The 14,703-nt window shown below is 55.1% G+C and carries 13 protein-coding genes; 5 read left to right on the top strand and 8 right to left on the bottom strand.

The features are described from left to right. Positions 1 to 56: 56 nt before the first annotated feature. A complete protein-coding gene (gene leuS / locus TURPA_RS01010; protein WP_014801419.1) occupies positions 57 to 2,618 on the bottom strand; it encodes a leucine--tRNA ligase in 2,562 nt (853 codons plus the stop codon). A gap of 234 nt (positions 2,619 to 2,852) precedes the next feature. Further along, entirely contained in the window at positions 2,853 to 3,950 is a 1,098-nt protein-coding gene (locus TURPA_RS01005) for a PilZ domain-containing protein (protein WP_014801418.1), read from the bottom strand. A 129-nt stretch (positions 3,951 to 4,079) separates the two neighbouring features. Between TURPA_RS01005 and TURPA_RS01000 the strand changes: the two genes are divergently transcribed. Further along, positions 4,080 to 4,886 carry an SDR family NAD(P)-dependent oxidoreductase gene (locus tag TURPA_RS01000; protein WP_217157674.1) on the top strand — a complete coding sequence of 269 codons (807 nt, stop codon included), beginning with the start codon at positions 4,080 to 4,082 and terminating at the stop codon, positions 4,884 to 4,886. A gap of 4 nt (positions 4,887 to 4,890) precedes the next feature. Here the strand turns inward: TURPA_RS01000 and TURPA_RS00995 are convergent, their stop codons facing one another. Both TURPA_RS00995 and TURPA_RS00990 read right to left on the bottom strand, forming a co-directional pair. Then, complete coding sequence (locus tag TURPA_RS00995) at positions 4,891 to 5,508, bottom strand: L-threonylcarbamoyladenylate synthase (RefSeq protein WP_014801416.1); 618 nt, start codon at positions 5,506 to 5,508, stop codon at positions 4,891 to 4,893. Positions 5,509 to 5,533: 25 nt separating this feature from the next. Continuing rightward, positions 5,534 to 6,145, bottom strand: a complete 612-nt coding sequence (locus TURPA_RS00990) for a hypothetical protein (protein ID WP_014801415.1) — start codon at positions 6,143 to 6,145, stop codon at positions 5,534 to 5,536. Between the two features lie 183 nt (positions 6,146 to 6,328). Between TURPA_RS00990 and TURPA_RS00985 the strand changes: the two genes are divergently transcribed. The 3 genes from TURPA_RS00985 to TURPA_RS00975 all read left to right on the top strand — a co-directional run bounded on the left by TURPA_RS00985 (position 6,329) and on the right by TURPA_RS00975 (position 10,752). After that, complete coding sequence (locus TURPA_RS00985) at positions 6,329 to 7,321, top strand: succinylglutamate desuccinylase/aspartoacylase family protein (RefSeq protein WP_157210345.1); 993 nt, start codon at positions 6,329 to 6,331, stop codon at positions 7,319 to 7,321. Beyond that, positions 7,318 to 9,639: a DEAD/DEAH box helicase gene (locus TURPA_RS00980; RefSeq protein WP_014801413.1), complete on the top strand. Its 2,322-nt coding sequence runs from the start codon at positions 7,318 to 7,320 to the stop codon at positions 9,637 to 9,639. The genes TURPA_RS00985 and TURPA_RS00980 overlap by 4 nt, the downstream gene beginning before the upstream one ends. An 87-nt stretch (positions 9,640 to 9,726) precedes the next feature. Continuing rightward, complete coding sequence (locus TURPA_RS00975; protein ID WP_014801412.1) at positions 9,727 to 10,752, top strand: hypothetical protein; 1,026 nt, start codon at positions 9,727 to 9,729, stop codon at positions 10,750 to 10,752. 4 nt (positions 10,753 to 10,756) lie between these two features. On the opposite strand, the gene TURPA_RS00970 is transcribed toward TURPA_RS00975, so the two are convergent. From TURPA_RS00970 to TURPA_RS00960, 3 genes are all read right to left on the bottom strand, one after another. Further along, on the bottom strand, positions 10,757 to 11,143 hold the full coding sequence (locus tag TURPA_RS00970; protein WP_014801411.1) for a VOC family protein: 387 nt from the start codon (positions 11,141 to 11,143) through the stop codon (positions 10,757 to 10,759). 5 nt (positions 11,144 to 11,148) lie between these two features. Next, the gene (gene mtaB / locus TURPA_RS00965; RefSeq protein WP_157210344.1) at positions 11,149 to 12,480 is read right to left on the bottom strand and encodes a tRNA (N(6)-L-threonylcarbamoyladenosine(37)-C(2))-methylthiotransferase MtaB; all 1,332 of its coding nucleotides are present in this window, start codon (positions 12,478 to 12,480) and stop codon (positions 11,149 to 11,151) included. Positions 12,481 to 12,542: 62 nt separating this feature from the next. Continuing rightward, positions 12,543 to 13,328: a tetratricopeptide repeat protein gene (locus TURPA_RS00960; RefSeq protein WP_014801409.1), complete on the bottom strand. Its 786-nt coding sequence runs from the start codon at positions 13,326 to 13,328 to the stop codon at positions 12,543 to 12,545. Positions 13,329 to 13,416: 88 nt separating this feature from the next. Here TURPA_RS00960 and TURPA_RS00955 point away from each other — a divergent pair, with 88 nt between their 5' ends. Continuing rightward, positions 13,417 to 14,256 (top strand): pyridoxal-phosphate dependent enzyme, encoded by an 840-nt coding sequence (locus TURPA_RS00955; protein ID WP_014801408.1) that lies wholly within the window; start codon positions 13,417 to 13,419, stop codon positions 14,254 to 14,256. Here TURPA_RS00955 and TURPA_RS00950 read toward each other — a convergent pair. Then, positions 14,238 to 14,702, bottom strand: coding sequence for a MarR family winged helix-turn-helix transcriptional regulator (locus TURPA_RS00950; RefSeq protein ID WP_014801407.1), 465 nt, complete (start codon positions 14,700 to 14,702; stop codon positions 14,238 to 14,240). The genes TURPA_RS00955 and TURPA_RS00950 overlap by 19 nt on opposite strands. Position 14,703: the final 1 nt, after the last annotated feature.

Here is a 14,703-nt window from a genome sequence, read left to right as displayed (position 1 = left end):
ACGCAGCTTTATCCATAGCTATTGCGTAATCTGTTTGGGGTCTTGCCCCGAACAGATCACGCTACCACAAAGTTGATCATTTTGTTCTTCACGACAATAACTTTGCGTACGGTTTTACCTTCAAGCGCCGCTTTGACCGCATCGACGCTGCGTGCCGCACTTTCGAAATCCGCGTCGCTGATGCCGATTGCAAGCTCGGTGCGGCCACGTATCTTGCCGTTGATCTGTATCACTGCCTCGAAACTTGATTCGACCAGGTATTCGGCGTTGAACTGCGGCCATGGCGCAAGCGCGATGCTGCCTTTTTCACCGAGCGCCTGCCAGATTTCTTCAGCCACGTGCGGCGCGAAAGGGGAAAGCAGTTTGACAAAGGTTGCTGCCGCTTCTTTGCCGATCGACTCGACGCGGTAGGCTTCGTTGACGAAAATCATCATCTGCGAAATCGCCGTATTGAGTGACAGAGTCTCGATATCATCGCTGACCTTTTTGATTGTCTGGTGCAATACTTTCAGCACCGCTTTCTCATCGGCAGGGGCAGCCAATAGTTTGGCGCTCAGCGTCGGTTGCGCCGGCGCATTCTCATCGCTGTGGGTATTGCCAAAATACAGACGGTAAACGCGTCCCAGAAACCGGTAGATGCCCTCGATGCTCTTCGACTGCCACGGTTTCATCTGCTCCAGAGGCCCCATGAACATCTCGTATAGCCTGAAGGTATCGGCGCCATATTCGGCCACAACGGTGTCGGGGTTGACCACATTGCCACGCGACTTTGACATTTTGCTACCGTCTTCGCCGAGAATAATGCCTTGGTGCACCAGCTTCTTGAACGGTTCGACCGATGTCACGTAACCCAGATCGTAGAGCACTTTGTGCCAGAAGCGCGCATAGAGCAAATGCAAGACCGCGTGTTCGGCGCCCCCGACATAGAGGTCGACGCCGCCATTCAGCCAGTACTTCTCTTTTTCTGCTGAGGCGAACCTTTCTTTGTTCGCCGTGTCGGCGAAGCGCAGGTAATACCACGAGCTGCCCGCCCATTGCGGCATCGTATTCGTTTCACGGCGCAGCTTGCGGCCGCCTTTTTCATGGTTCACCCAATCAGGCAGGTTGGCGAGCGGTGATTCGCCCGTACCTGCAGGTTGAAAATTTTTGCTCTCGGGCAAGAGCAGCGGCAGAGCGCTCTCTTCTTCTGCGACCATGAAGCCGTCTGCGTCGAAACTCACCGGCACGGGTTCGCCCCAATAACGCTGTCGCGAGAAAAGCCAGTCGCGCAGCTTGTACTGAATACGCCGCTCACCCAGTTTTTCTTTTTCAAGATGCGCAATAATTTTTTCTTTTGCTTCGGGCGTCTTGAGTCCGTCGAAGATGGGTGAGTTGATGGCGACCCCGTCTTCAGTGACGGGTAGTTCTGCCGCGCTCTCGCGCGGTTGAACTACCTGTCGAATATCAAGCGAAAATTGCTGCGCAAACGCAAAGTCGCGCTCGTCATGTGCAGGCACCGCCATGATGGCGCCCGTGCCGTAACCCATGAGCACGTAATCGGCGATGTACAGCGGAATCTTTTCGCCAGTGACGGGATGCATTGCGTGCGCGCCAATGGCGACGCCCGTTTTCTCTTTTTTTGCCGCGTCGAGCTGTCTGTCGAGATCGGTCTTGAGCGCCGTTGTTTTGCGGTAAGCATCGATTTCGGCTTTGGCTGAATCAGCAGCAATTTTATCGACCAGTGGATGTTCAGGGGCGAGCACCATGAAGGTGACGCCGTAAAGCGTGTCGGGGCGAGTGGTGAATACCGTCAGCTTTTCGGGGGATCCCGCGATGCCGAAGTGTACCAGCGCGCCGGTTGACTGGCCAATCCAGTTTTTTTGCAGCTCGAGTGTGCCTGCGGGCCAGTCAACGTGTTCGAGATCGGTGAGCAGGCGCTCGGCGTACGCTGTGATGCGCAGCATCCACTGGCGCATCGGTTTGCGTTCGACCTTGTAACCTTTGCCGACCCATTCGTCGACCTCTTCGTTAGCCAGAACAGTGCCAAGCTCTGCGCACCAGTTGACGGGCATATTTGCGATGTATGCCAGGCGATGGTTGGCTATGAAATCCTCACGTTCTTTTTTCTTTGCATCACCTTCGAGGTCTGATGGTATTTTCAGTTCAGAGATCGGGCGCGCTTTTTTCGCAGCAGCATCGTACCAAGAGTTGAAGAGTTTCAGAAATATCCACTGCGTGAATTTGTAATAGTCGGGCGAAGTGGTATCAATTTCACGCGACCAGTCATACGAAAAACCGAGCGATTTCAGCTGCCGGCGAAAGTTGTCGATGTTCTGTTTTGTCGTGACCTTAGGGTGAATACCCGTCTGCATCGCGTAGCGCTCGGCGGGCAGGCCGAAGGCGTCCCAACCCATGGGGTGCAGCACATTGAAGCCCTGCATGCGGCGCTTGCGCGCGATGATGTCGGTTGCGGTATAGCCTTCGGGGTGGCCGACGTGCAGCCCCGCCCCCGACGGATAAGGGAACATATCGAGCACGTAATACTTAGGTTTTGATAAATCTTCGCCGGTCGCGAAAGTCTGGTTGTTTTCCCAGTAGAGTTGCCACTTCTTTTCGATTTCGGCAAAGGGGTAAGACATAGTGCTGCAATGCGATTTTGCGACAGGGCGAAAAGCGCAACCCGGCAAAGTAACAGGCAGTTTTTATTCGCTTTCGCAGGCTCCGGAAGAACTCCCGAAAAAGTGAAAAGCCTCGTCGTTTGCCAGCGCAAACGACTGCTAAAGCGCGTCGTCGCTTTGAAGCAAAGCGACTTTGCTGCTTTTCACTTTTTCGGTTCCGTTCGCCTGCTAACAGGTTCCTTTTTCGGGAACCTGTTAGAGCATGGCTTTGAGTGCGGTTTCGCCGGCTTCTGAGAGGCCTTCAAATTCAATGCCGTAACGCCGGCCGTTCTCAAGCGAGGTCATGTTCATGATTTTGCCGCTGAAAGTCGCGACGTTTTCGGCTGCGAAGTGCGCATCGAGCACGATCTTATCGCCGACGCCGGCAGTCGAGAGAACGCTGCGCTGCCCGGTGTAGATAAACCCTAACCCGCCGTGGCTCACGTCGACGATTTTACCCGATATCGGGTTATCTGGGTAACACCTCTTGGCGTCGAGATCGCGCTCGAGGCGCCGCATCAGTTGCCGCACGGTATGGTATTGGCTGATATTCAGCGGCGCCCGTGTACTGAATACCTGCACATAACCGACAATCAGTACGCCACGATAGCGCAGCGGCTCGCAAATTTCGCCGATATAGTCGCCCGGCAGACCGTCGGAGCGCATAACCTGTTCATATTCACTATGCGGCATCGCAACAACATTTTGTTCGTCGCCCTGCCTCTGCCGCGTCATGTCGGGTGCAAAAACCGGAAGGTTAAATTCTTGCAGCTTTTTCATGCGCACGGTCAGTCGGTTTGTGCGCTGTAGCTCGAACTTCACCACGCACTCTGGCACGAGCTCTTTAATGGCATTTGCGTATTGTAACAGCGTTGCATCGCGGCCGCTGCTCGTGCCTGCGTTCACCCGGTAAAATTCGGGATGCGGAATCACATTGCGCACCTGGCCCGCAAGTTCGCTGCCCGAAATGGCCACGCGGTTTTCATGGCGAATGCCGCGCTTTGTCAGGTAGAGCCGCAGCGGCTTGAGAATTTCAGTGCCCTTATCGGTTCTGCTGATAACGCTGCATTCGAGCATCATCGAATGGTCGTCTTTCGTCAAGAGCAGCGTGCGCGATTGCGCCGGCGCCATCTGGTGTAGAATCTCGAGATGCGGGTGTACATACTGTAGTGCGCGCGCCGGATTCTTCTGGTTATTTTCAACGATGTGAATCGGCAGACGGGAAAACAGTTTCTCGGTAATCTGGTGCAATTGTGCGTGATCGATAATTTTGCGCGCCTTGGCTGCTGCATCGGCTTCTGGTGGGTTGTGCATCTCTTAACTAATGACCGCCTTTCGTTTGTTATCTATGCCATTTTTCTGCGCTTGTCTATACGTATTATTACTGAATTTTTTAATGAAATGCCCTTGGCAGAATGTGCAGAAGAGAAAATTTGTACTTAAATTTGTTCTCTAATTTGTTCTCTGAGGTTCTCTGCCATCAACACAGATAAAAAAATTGCATTCATTACCGGTGCTTCAAGCGGTTTCGGCGCCGCGATTGCAGAGAAATTTGCTTCACGAGGATATAAACTCGTTCTGTTGGCACGCCGCCTCGAAAGGCTGCAGGCACTCGCGGGAAAATTAAACACCGAGTGCCATGCCATCGGCTGTGACGTGCGCGAGAGTGCGCAGCTCAGCGATGCCGTCGCGAATTTGCCCGCCGATTTCGCCGCGGTCGATATCCTCATTAACAACGCGGGTTTGGCTCTCGGACTCGAGCCTGCGCATGAGGCCGAGTGGGCAGACTGGCAGCAGATGATCGAAACCAATTGCACTGCGGTTGCCCGCCTGACAAGGCTCATTGCGCCTGGCATGGTGGCGCGTGGTCGTGGCCACATAGTAATGCTGGGCTCGGTTGCCGGCAGCTATGCTTACCCCGGTGGCAATGTCTATGGCGCGACGAAGGCATTCGTCGAGCAGCTCTCGAGAAATCTCAGGGCCGATTTGTCCCAGCACGGCATTCGCGTGACGCATATTGCGCCGGGTCTCGCGGGTGGCAGCGAATTTTCACAGGTGCGTTTTCACGGTGATGCGGCTAAGGCTGCGTCTGTCTATGCCGGCACAGAGCCGCTGAGGCCCGCCGACATCGCCGAATGCGTCGATTGGGCGGTTCTGCAGCCGCAGCATGTCAACATCAACAGCATTGAACTTATGCCGACCTGCCAGGCTCCGGGGCCACTCGCAGTCTATCGCAGGCCTCAAGGTTGAGGCATTATGCCTCGGGCAGACCTTCGGGTACGGCCCCGAGGCCTTCGCGTATCAGAGTCGGCGGCCAGGTGCGCACGTCGAGAATCGTCGAATACGCACCGCTGACAGGGCCGCACTCGACGACTGCATCGACGCGGCTTTCGTAGCGATCGGCAATCTCTTCAAAGTCATGCATATCTTCGGGCGGCAGGTCGAGCGAGCTGCCCATCAGCGGCAGATCGAGCTGTGCCAGAAGCGCAGCAATCAGCGGATGTTCAACGATACGAATGCCGACGGTATTTTGTTTGGTGACCGCATAGTGCGGCAGGCTTTTTGCCGCATCGAAGATCAACGTGTAAGGCCCCGGCAGAATATCTTTCATAAAGCGAAAGAGCTGGTTGCCCTGTGTGCGCACGTAGGTGCTCATCTGCGAAAAGTCGCGGCAATAAAGCGTCAGCGCCTTGTGTTTGGGTAAATCTTTGATGCGCTGAATCTGCGCGATGCTGTCTTTGTTCTGCGCCAGCGTGACGAATGCATAGACGGTATCGGTTGGCAGAACGAGTAGAGATCCCCCTTTTAATTTTTCGACAAGCTGTTTGACGAGCCTGGGTTCGGGGTTGTCGGAATGCAGGTAGAGTCGCATGCGCGACCCTACCTGGTTTGAACTTTTAGATCCAGAGCATTGCGCCGATCGACGCGCGCCAGCCGGTTGTGCTTACATCAGAGACTCCAAGTGCCTTGATTTCGCTCGGAACTGTTAAAGAACTCCATTGAATGCCACCCTCAGCAAAAACGTAAATTAGGGGCAGGACCTTGAGCGTCAGACCGAACAGGGTGTGGCCCGTGCTGCCGTAGTAGAGATAATCTGTGGTTACCGTACCAATAGTTGTTTTTGTTGAGTTGCCCTCGTAGCCGTAACCAAATCGACCGTATGGTACTACGCCTATAATATTGCCAACGACATCTGCGTAGACGACCAATTCACCGCCAACGCGAAGGTGCGTCGATTCGGGGGCGGTCGCAGGGCCACCCTTGATAGTGCCGTAATCCATGAAGGGACCCGCGCCAAAAGTAATCAGGAGTGGAATGCCTGCGGTGAAGCGTGCAAAGGCACCAAAGCCAACACCTGAGTATTTATTCGAAACGGAACCCGAAGAAGTCGACGAATCGAATGTCAGGCTGGTGTAGTTGCCTTGCACACCAAGCTGTGCGATTGAAAACGCGGGCGCGGCGGCGCCCAACAGAACTGCCATTATGGCGATAAGTTTAAGTTTTTTCATTAGTGTTTAGACGTACATATCGGGCGCCGCGGTCAAACTTATTTTCTTGCGCCCCATTTGCCCGCGCCGAGGGCAAATGGTTTAGTGCTTGTCTTGCCAGCCTTGCTGCCTGTAAGAGACATAATTTTGGGATCAAAAATGGGAGCATTTGACGCAAATATGCCCGGTCAGCGTGCGCCGAGAGTGCATTCGCCCTCAGAACTTGCCGCCGCGCTCGCACCCGGCGAATGGCTGAAAAATTTTATTCCCTTTGAAGAAGATGGCTCGCAGCGTTCGTGGCTGATGCCCTACCTCTTTGCGCACGGGGCGAAACCAGGCCGCAAAGTAACGATCATTGCTGCCATTCACGGCGACGAACTCAACGGCGTGCGCATGCTGCACGAACTCGCGAACCTTTTGCAGGGCACAGAGATCAACGGGTCGCTTTGCCTGGTGCCGGTGGCGAACCTCATGGGTTACGCCAACCACTCGCGCTATCTGCCCGACCGCCGCGACCTCAACCGCATGTTTCCCGGGCTCAAAGACGGCTCTGAGGGCGCGCGGCTGGCGCACTTCTTGTGGACGAATTTCGTCGCGCAGGCCGACTACATCGTTGACGTGCATTCGGGCAGCTATAACCGCTGGAACTTTCCGCACCTGCGCGGTAACATGAAAGATGAAACGATGCGCGAGTGGGCACGAAATCTTGAAGGTCAGGTGGTATTGACAAGTTCGGGCGTCGCAGGCTCGTTGCGCAAAGAGGCGGGCAAAGTAGGTAAGCCGGTGTTTCTGATTGAAGCCGGTGAAACCGGTCGGTTCGAAAAAGACATTCTGCGGCGTGGTTTGCGCCTGCTTCTGCAGATTCTGGTCTCACTCGAATCGATCGACCGCGGTGTGCTGGCTGAAGTCTCTGCGCGTTTTGATACTGAAATTGGCGTCCCCGACCATCCGACCGGGTATTACCGCAAAGCGGTGTGGCAGCGCGCAACGCACGCCGGGCTGTTTATGCCGCAGGTTGCACCTGGTGAACGCGTCGCTGTAGGGCAGCCGCTCGGTTTTATCACCGATCTTTTTGGCGAGCGCCGTGCAGAAATTCTTTCAGAACAGACAGGGTTCATTCTCGGCATGCACCTTCACCCTCAGGTCGTGCCCGGCCGCGCGTTGTTTCATATTGCTTATGACTTCAAAGAACTATGAATCTTGAACAATACCTCGACTCGCTGCGCAGGAGTGAGTCGGCAAATATTCGTGCACTCATTGAGCGGCCCGAAAAAGCCGCAAAATTCGCAGAAATACCCAAGGCACTAGGGCCCGAGCTTCGCCGGGTCTTAAAAGAAAGGGGGATAGAGAAACTCTATTCGCACCAGCAGCAGGCCGTAGAGCTTTATCTCGCACAGCAAGACTTTGTCGTCACCACGCCGACAGCTTCGGGCAAAACGCTCTGTTACCTTCTGCCGATTCTGCATTCAAAACTCAAAAACCCGAATGGCAAGCACCTGTTTATGTTTCCGACCAAGGCGCTCGCGCAAGACCAGCTCGCTGCCTACCGGGGTTATGCCGATGCGCTCGGCATGTCGTGGAACGTGAACACTTTTGACGGTGATACCCCTGAAGAAGAGCGGCGCGCGGTCAGAAAGGCCGGTGATTTTATTCTCACGAACCCCGACATGCTGCACTCGGGTATCATGCCGCACCACACAATCTGGAAGTCATTTTTTGAGAACCTCGAGACGATTGTCATCGATGAAATGCACACCTACATCGGCGTCTTTGGCTCGCATGTGGCGAATGTGCTGCGGCGACTCAACCGCCTGCTCGAACATTACAAGCCCAGTCGCCTTACCGCCATCCCTGGCTCCGGCGACCCTGCGACCTCCATGTCGCGTGGCCCACGCTATATATTCTGCTCGGCAACCATAGCGAACCCTGCAGAACTGGCCAACCAGTTGTCGGGCCGTGAGTTTAACGCGATCACAGAATCGGGCGCGCCCGAGGGCAGAAAATATTTTCTCTTTTACGATCCGCCTTTTTACGAAAAATTGCAAATTGCTGAGTCGCCTTATAAGGCTGCGGCGCGCATCGGTTCGGGGCTTATTCGCAATAACATACCGACGATATTTTTCGCGCGCTCGCGCAACCGCGTCGAAATTCTGACCGAGTTCTTGCGCTCGCGGTTGCCCGAAAGTCTTGCGCGCAAGGTGCGTGGTTACAGGGGTGGTTTTCTGCCGCTCGAACGCCGGCAGGTTGAACGTTCGCTGCGCGAAGGCACGACGCTGGGTGTCGTGTCGACGAATGCGCTTGAACTGGGCATAGACATAGGGGCATTAAACGCCGTCATATCGATAGGTTACCCCGGGCGCATGAGCTCGCTCTACCAGCAGTTCGGCCGCGCGGGCAGAAAAAAAGAACCGTCGCTCGCGGTGCTGATTGCCTCGCCTTCGGCGCTCGATCAATACCTGATGCGCAACCCTGACTATCTGTTTGAAAGTAAAGGCGAAGCGGCGATTGTGAACCCCGACAATCTTCTTATCTATCAAGATCAGATTAAATGCGCCGCGTACGAGCTGCGCTTTCAGCAGGGCGACAAGTTCGGCGAGTACCCGGTGGATCAGTTCATGGATAACCTTGTTGAAGAGCGGGTCGTGCTCGAAAAAGGTGGCACCTATTTCTGGACGAGTGACACGTACCCGGCTGCCAATGTGTCGCTGCGCTCTGCTGCGACCGACAACTTTGTCATTGTCGATAAAACTCACGCGGGCAATGAAAAGGTAATCGGCGAGATTGATCTGTTCTCGGCGCCGCTCTTTATTCATGACGAAGCAATTTATATGCATGCGGGCCGGCACTATTATGTGAATATTCTCAAGTGGGATGAGCGCCGTGCTGAAGTCACTGAAGTTAAATCAGATTATTACACCGATGCACATGAAAAGGTGCACCGCAGTATTCTGCATCTCGACGAGAAGCGTACCGAAAAAAAACTGACGCAGCATTGGGGCGAGGTTACGCTGCGCCGACAGGCATACCTCTATAAGAAGATCAAGATTGAAACTTCAGAAAATCTGGGTTGGGGGCAGATACACACGCCTGAAATTGAAATGCATACACAGGGCGCGTGGCTTGATATTTTGCCCGAGGCATTGCCACAAATACCCGCGAATTTCATGAGCGCGCTGCTCACCCGGTTCGCTTACCTTTTGCGGCAGCTGGCGCCGCTCGTGGCGCTCTGCGACCGCCGTGATATTTCTGTCTCGTCAAGTTACCGCGACGTGCATTTTGGCGACCATGCCATCATCTTTCACGACAATTATCCCGGTGGGGTGGGGCTTTCGCACAAGCTGGTCAGCAACTACGACGCGCTCTTTGCGCTCGCGCGGCAGACGGTTGAACAATGCAGCTGTGAGGCCGGCTGCCCGTCTTGTATCGGGGTTTGGGATGCCAAAACCGATGGCGACGCCGACCTGCCAGACGATCTGAAAAGCCCGGTACGTGTGCTGCTGCAGAATCTCACGTAGTGTCGCTTGGCCTGATGGCGCGCCGCGTTATGCGTACGAAGATAAATTTAGCGTTTTCGTCTCCGGAGCAACTTTGTAGACAGCCCCATGCAACGCTATCTCTTACTGACAGTTCTTGCCTTTGCCGCATGCAAGAAGCCAGTCGATTTGAAAAAAGAAGAGGCTGCTTATGACGCCTATCTTGAAGCGTTGCCAGAATTGCGGGTGGTACAGAAGAACATACCTGTTCAACTGAATGTTGCATACGTTGAAAATCCGCATTTACCAACTCTCGATGTCGCTGGCAGGCAGCGTGTCTATGCAAGCGTCGAAGCGCTGGCGCGGCGCGTCTATGGTTTCGATCTCAAGATAACAGAAACGCGGCAGCAAACAATTGCAGATTTTTTTGCCGCTGTGGGCCCGCGTTTCGCTGAGACACCGATTCGTTTTCCGTCAGTGGCCTTTCTGATTTCGTGGTTTGCGCCGAACCGAGACGCGCTTGTGGCAGAAACGATTGCGGCGGCACTCAAGAAACACTCTACTGAAAAGCTGGCAGAATACCTGGGTAAAGACACAGACCCTGCGGCTGCGAGCCGGGTGTTCTTGCAGAAGTTAACGTCGATCTATGCTGAAAAAAATGCGACCGGCAGGCCCCTGCTCAGTGCCACCAACAGGCAAGAAGAGGCATGGTATTCGTTTGGCCATTGGTCGACAATCTTGCAAGGTGAAAAAGAATTCGACTTTGTGCTGACGAATGTCGGCATCATCGGCGCAGACAATGGCATGCCGCTCTATGTTATCGCGCGCGGCGGTGTGACGAGTGCGTTCGTGGAGAACAATGCCTACCGGCCTTACCAGGGCGCGGGCATGCTGGGAGCGTATCCGTTCTTGTCAGATTCGCCTTTCTTTATAGCAGAGCGCGGCGCTCTCACAGCGACGGAAAAAGAAGAGGCGATTGCCTGGTTATGGCTGCATGAGCTCGGGCACTTATTACTTAAGAAAGAAGAGAACTATTCTTTCTCTGATTCGGTTCACCGCGCGCCGCCGAATCTGAAATATCATGAATGGGTAAAAACCGTGCGCGCCACGAAAGACCATCGCAGCGACAAGGTCGGCCTGATGAAAAAGTTCTGATGCTTTAGTGGCGTTCGATCAGATCCCACAGGTTGCCGTAGAGGTCTTTGAAAACTGCGGCGGTGCCGAATTCAGCCGCGGCCGGTTCGCGCACGAACGTAACTCCCCGCTCTGAAAAGTTTCTGAAATCGCGGGCAATGTCGTCGGTATAAAGAAACAGAAACACCCGCCCGCCGGTTTGGTTGCCAATGGCTGCATGCTGTTCAGGCGTCACGGCTTTGGCGATGAGCACGCTGCACGCAGACCCCGGGGGAGTCACCACGACCCAGCGTTTTGTGTCGCTGAGCTGCGTATCTTCGGTGAGAGTAAAGCCAAGTTTTTCGGTGTAGAAGCTGATCGCCTCGCCATAATCGGCGACGACGACCGCGACCTGACCGAGTTGCAGTTTCATGACCGTCAAAGAGTGATACGTTCGCGCAGGCTTTTTTCAGGGGCGAGCCGTTGGGCCGACCACTCGATGAAGAAGCGCTGGCCGCGCCTTAGGCTCGGCATTTCAGAGAGCGGCATGACGCCACGCAGATAATTTTCTGTCAGAAAATGAACCGTGTCAGTCTCAATACGTTCGGCGATAGCCGCAAAGGTTTTGCCAGACATGCGCGCGATATAGGCGTCGGCCATCGACTTCTTTAAGCGCGAAAGTTCTGCCGCACGTTCGCGAATAACTGCCCCGTGAATTTCTTTGTATTCGCGCCGGGTTGCGGGCGCACTGCCTTGCCGCCGCAACAGCCAATCGACGATCGGTGTGTTGCGCCGCTTTGAAAACGGGAAAATATGAATGTTGGCAAAATCAGCCTCGCGGCAGAATGCCAGCGTCTCTGCGAACTCGGCGTCACCCTCTGAGGGAAAGCCGACAATCACATCGGTACCGATGTGCACATCGGGGCAGAGCACGCGAACCTTCTCGATGCGGCGCATGAAGTTGTCGGGGGTGTACCCCCGGCGCATCGTGCGCAGAACGAACTTTGAACCCGACTGCAGCGGAATATGCAGAAATTTTGCCATCTTCGGGTGCTCAAAAAATGCCGCGAATCTTTCGTCGACATCGCCGGGTTCTATGGAGCTTATACGCAGCTGAAAATCGCCGGGCAAATTCAGAATCTGTTCAACGAGCGCGTGAAAACCCGTGCCGTTATCGTTGAACCAGCCGATGTTGACGCCTGTGAGCACGAGTTCGCCAAAGCCAGCGTCGATGAGTTCGCGCGCCGTATCAAGCGTGTTCTGCGTGTCGCGCGAAACACCGCGCCCCCGCGCCTGCGGAATTTTGCAGTAGCTGCAGCTCTTGTTGCAGCCGTCTTGAATCTTGAGCGTCGCGCGGCTCTTGAAATCGTGGCGCGACGAAAAAAAGAAGCGGTTGTTTGAGCTATCTGCCTCACCGCCGGCGATAACTTCTGCAATACGGTGTTTCTGGTCGTTCGAGACAACCCGGTAGACGCCAGGCAGCGACCGCAGCTCTTCGGCATCGGTTGTCGCATAACAACCTGTCACCACGATTTTCGCAAGAGGGTTGAGGCGGTGCGCGCGGCGAATCGCCGCACGGTTCTTGTAATCTGCCTTGTTGGTGACCGTGCAGGTATTCACGACGACAAAATCTGCCTCTCGCAGATTCTGCGTCAGCGTGTGCGCATTGTCTTCAAGGTTTGCCTTGATGCCGTCGCTTTCGAACTGGTTCAGCCTGCAGCCGAAATGGATTAGGGCAGTCCTTGGATGGACGTCCTCGGCACGCGACACCAGGTCGCTCTTGGTGCCGAGAGCAGTTTTTGCGCCGGCAGAAATATTTTGATTTAGTTGATTCAAGGCGCTTTGATGGCTTTGACACGTTCAAGGTTGCGTGTTGCCGCTGTTTTGATTTCCGTATTTTCTGAGCGACCTAGCTTCTCGTAGGCTGCCACCACATCGGCGCGCTTATCTTCGGGAAACTTCTGCTGCGCCCATTGCAGTTCAGCAATATTGGCACGCAACATTGCGTGCACATCTGCGTCGCGCATAGACTCGGCATAACTCAGCGCGATGTCTGCTTCGGCGAGGTTGCCGAGCGCGATCAGCGCGCGCGTCTCGGTGATTAATCCCCCGTACTTGATCTCTGCATTGTCGCTCTGCTTTGCTTCTCGCGCGAGACTCAGCGCTGCAGAAGGTTTGCCATAACCGAGTTCGGCGCGTGCCACATTGAGCGTGAGTGCGGCGGGAACAGGCTTGCCGTCTTCTTTCATGGCCGCGGCGTAGCGGTAACCGACCTTACGCGCCTCACGGTATTTGCCCTGCGCCAGCAGCAGAGCGACAATATCTTCGCGCACGTCGGTGCGGGCCTCGTTTTCATCGGCAACGATGCGCAGGTGTGCGATGGCATCGGCATAGTTTTTCTTGCCTGCGTGGCAATGGGCGACGAGCACCCTGAGTTGCGCCTGCCCTGAGCTTGTCGAAGGGTCTTTTATTGCTGGGCGAATCGCGGTGATGCAGGCGTCAAAGTTCTTCTGTTCAAAGTACGCGAGCGCCTTCTCATAGGCTGATTCGGGGGCTACTTTCTGCGCAGACGCCGCGAAGGTCGTGGCAAAAAGCAGTGTCTTTAGTGCGGTGCGCATACAAAGGCACGGCTCTGCTCACGAGACACGCCGAAAAGCCATAATATGATTTTTAACTGCAGCCTGAAAGCTTTGCCTGCGGTGGCCCATGCTGTTGCAGCTGCCCAACCCATGGGGCCTCGACCTATGGCTTTTGAAGTCAAATGAAACGGCGCCGCACCTTGGCGGTAACAAATTTCATAAACTGCGCGGTTATCTTGAAAGCGCAAAACGACGGTCGACTGGTACGCTCATCACCATGGCCGGGGCGCATTCAAACCACCTGCGTGCATTCGCCGCACTCAGCCGGCGCGAACAGCTGCGGGCGCATGCGATCATTCGCGGCGACGAGCTTAGAGATTACACGAGGCATTCGGCCGAGCTTCGCTTTGCTCTCGATCAGGGGGTGGATTTATCTTTTGTATCCCGCGCGGCATACCGTGAGCTGCGTGAGGCGGTGTCGACCGCTGACCGCGCGGCTCTGGTGCCCGATGCGCCATGGCGCGAGGCAGTCTTTGTGCCCGAAGGCGGCCTCGGCGCAGAGGGCGTCACGGGAGTCAAAGACTGGGCGCGCGAGGCGTCTGGGTTTGAGCATGTCTTTATCGCCTGCGCGACCGGCACGACCTGCGCGGGTTTCTTGCAGGCTGCGCACGAGAACCAGAAAATCTGCGGAGTTGCTGTGCTCGAGAATGCAGCCGCAATTGAGCGGGCAATCCATCTTTTGGCGCCTGAACATGAATCACGGTTTGAGCTTCTGAACGACTATGTATTTTCAGGCTTTGCCAGCACGACCGATGAACTTAAAGTGATCGCGGCCGAATACAGTACGCTCTGGCAGATAACCATCGACACAACCTATATGGCGCGCGCAGTGAAGGCAGTGCGCGACCGGGCAATGAGCGGTAAGCACAAAGGGAGGGCGCTGCTGGTTTATACGTACAATGAATGAAACTTGCCGAGAAATTCGCTGAGTGCTCCCTTGAACTTCTGAGGGTCTTCGCTCTGCGACTGCAAAAAGTTGTCGATGATTTCAGAGACTTCATTCGTCACCTGGCGGCATTCGACGGCGAGTTCGCGGCCCTTTTCGGTGAGCGATATTAACTGGCTGCGCGCGTCGAGTGGGTTGGGTGTTTCAGAAACGTATTCGATTTTTCTGAGCTTGCCCAAAAGTACACTCATGTTCGCGCGCTCACGCATCGTGAGAATGCAGAGGTCGGTGGCCGATTTCGAGCCGTGTTCGAGAAGGGCGGTCAGAATTGTTGCATAGGGCACTGTCAGGCCCAGTTTCGAGAGTTTGCCTTCAAGCATCGACGCCGCAATGCGCCCGCCACGAATCAGCAGCACTGCGCTCGGCGCATTCTGGTGAGACATCAGAGGGTTTGCGGGCATCAGCATT

It is taken from the genome of Turneriella parva DSM 21527 (assembly GCF_000266885.1).
GTDB classification, from domain to species: Bacteria; Spirochaetota; Leptospiria; order Turneriellales; family Turneriellaceae; genus Turneriella; species Turneriella parva.
This window is presented reverse-complemented; position numbering and strand designations above follow the sequence as displayed.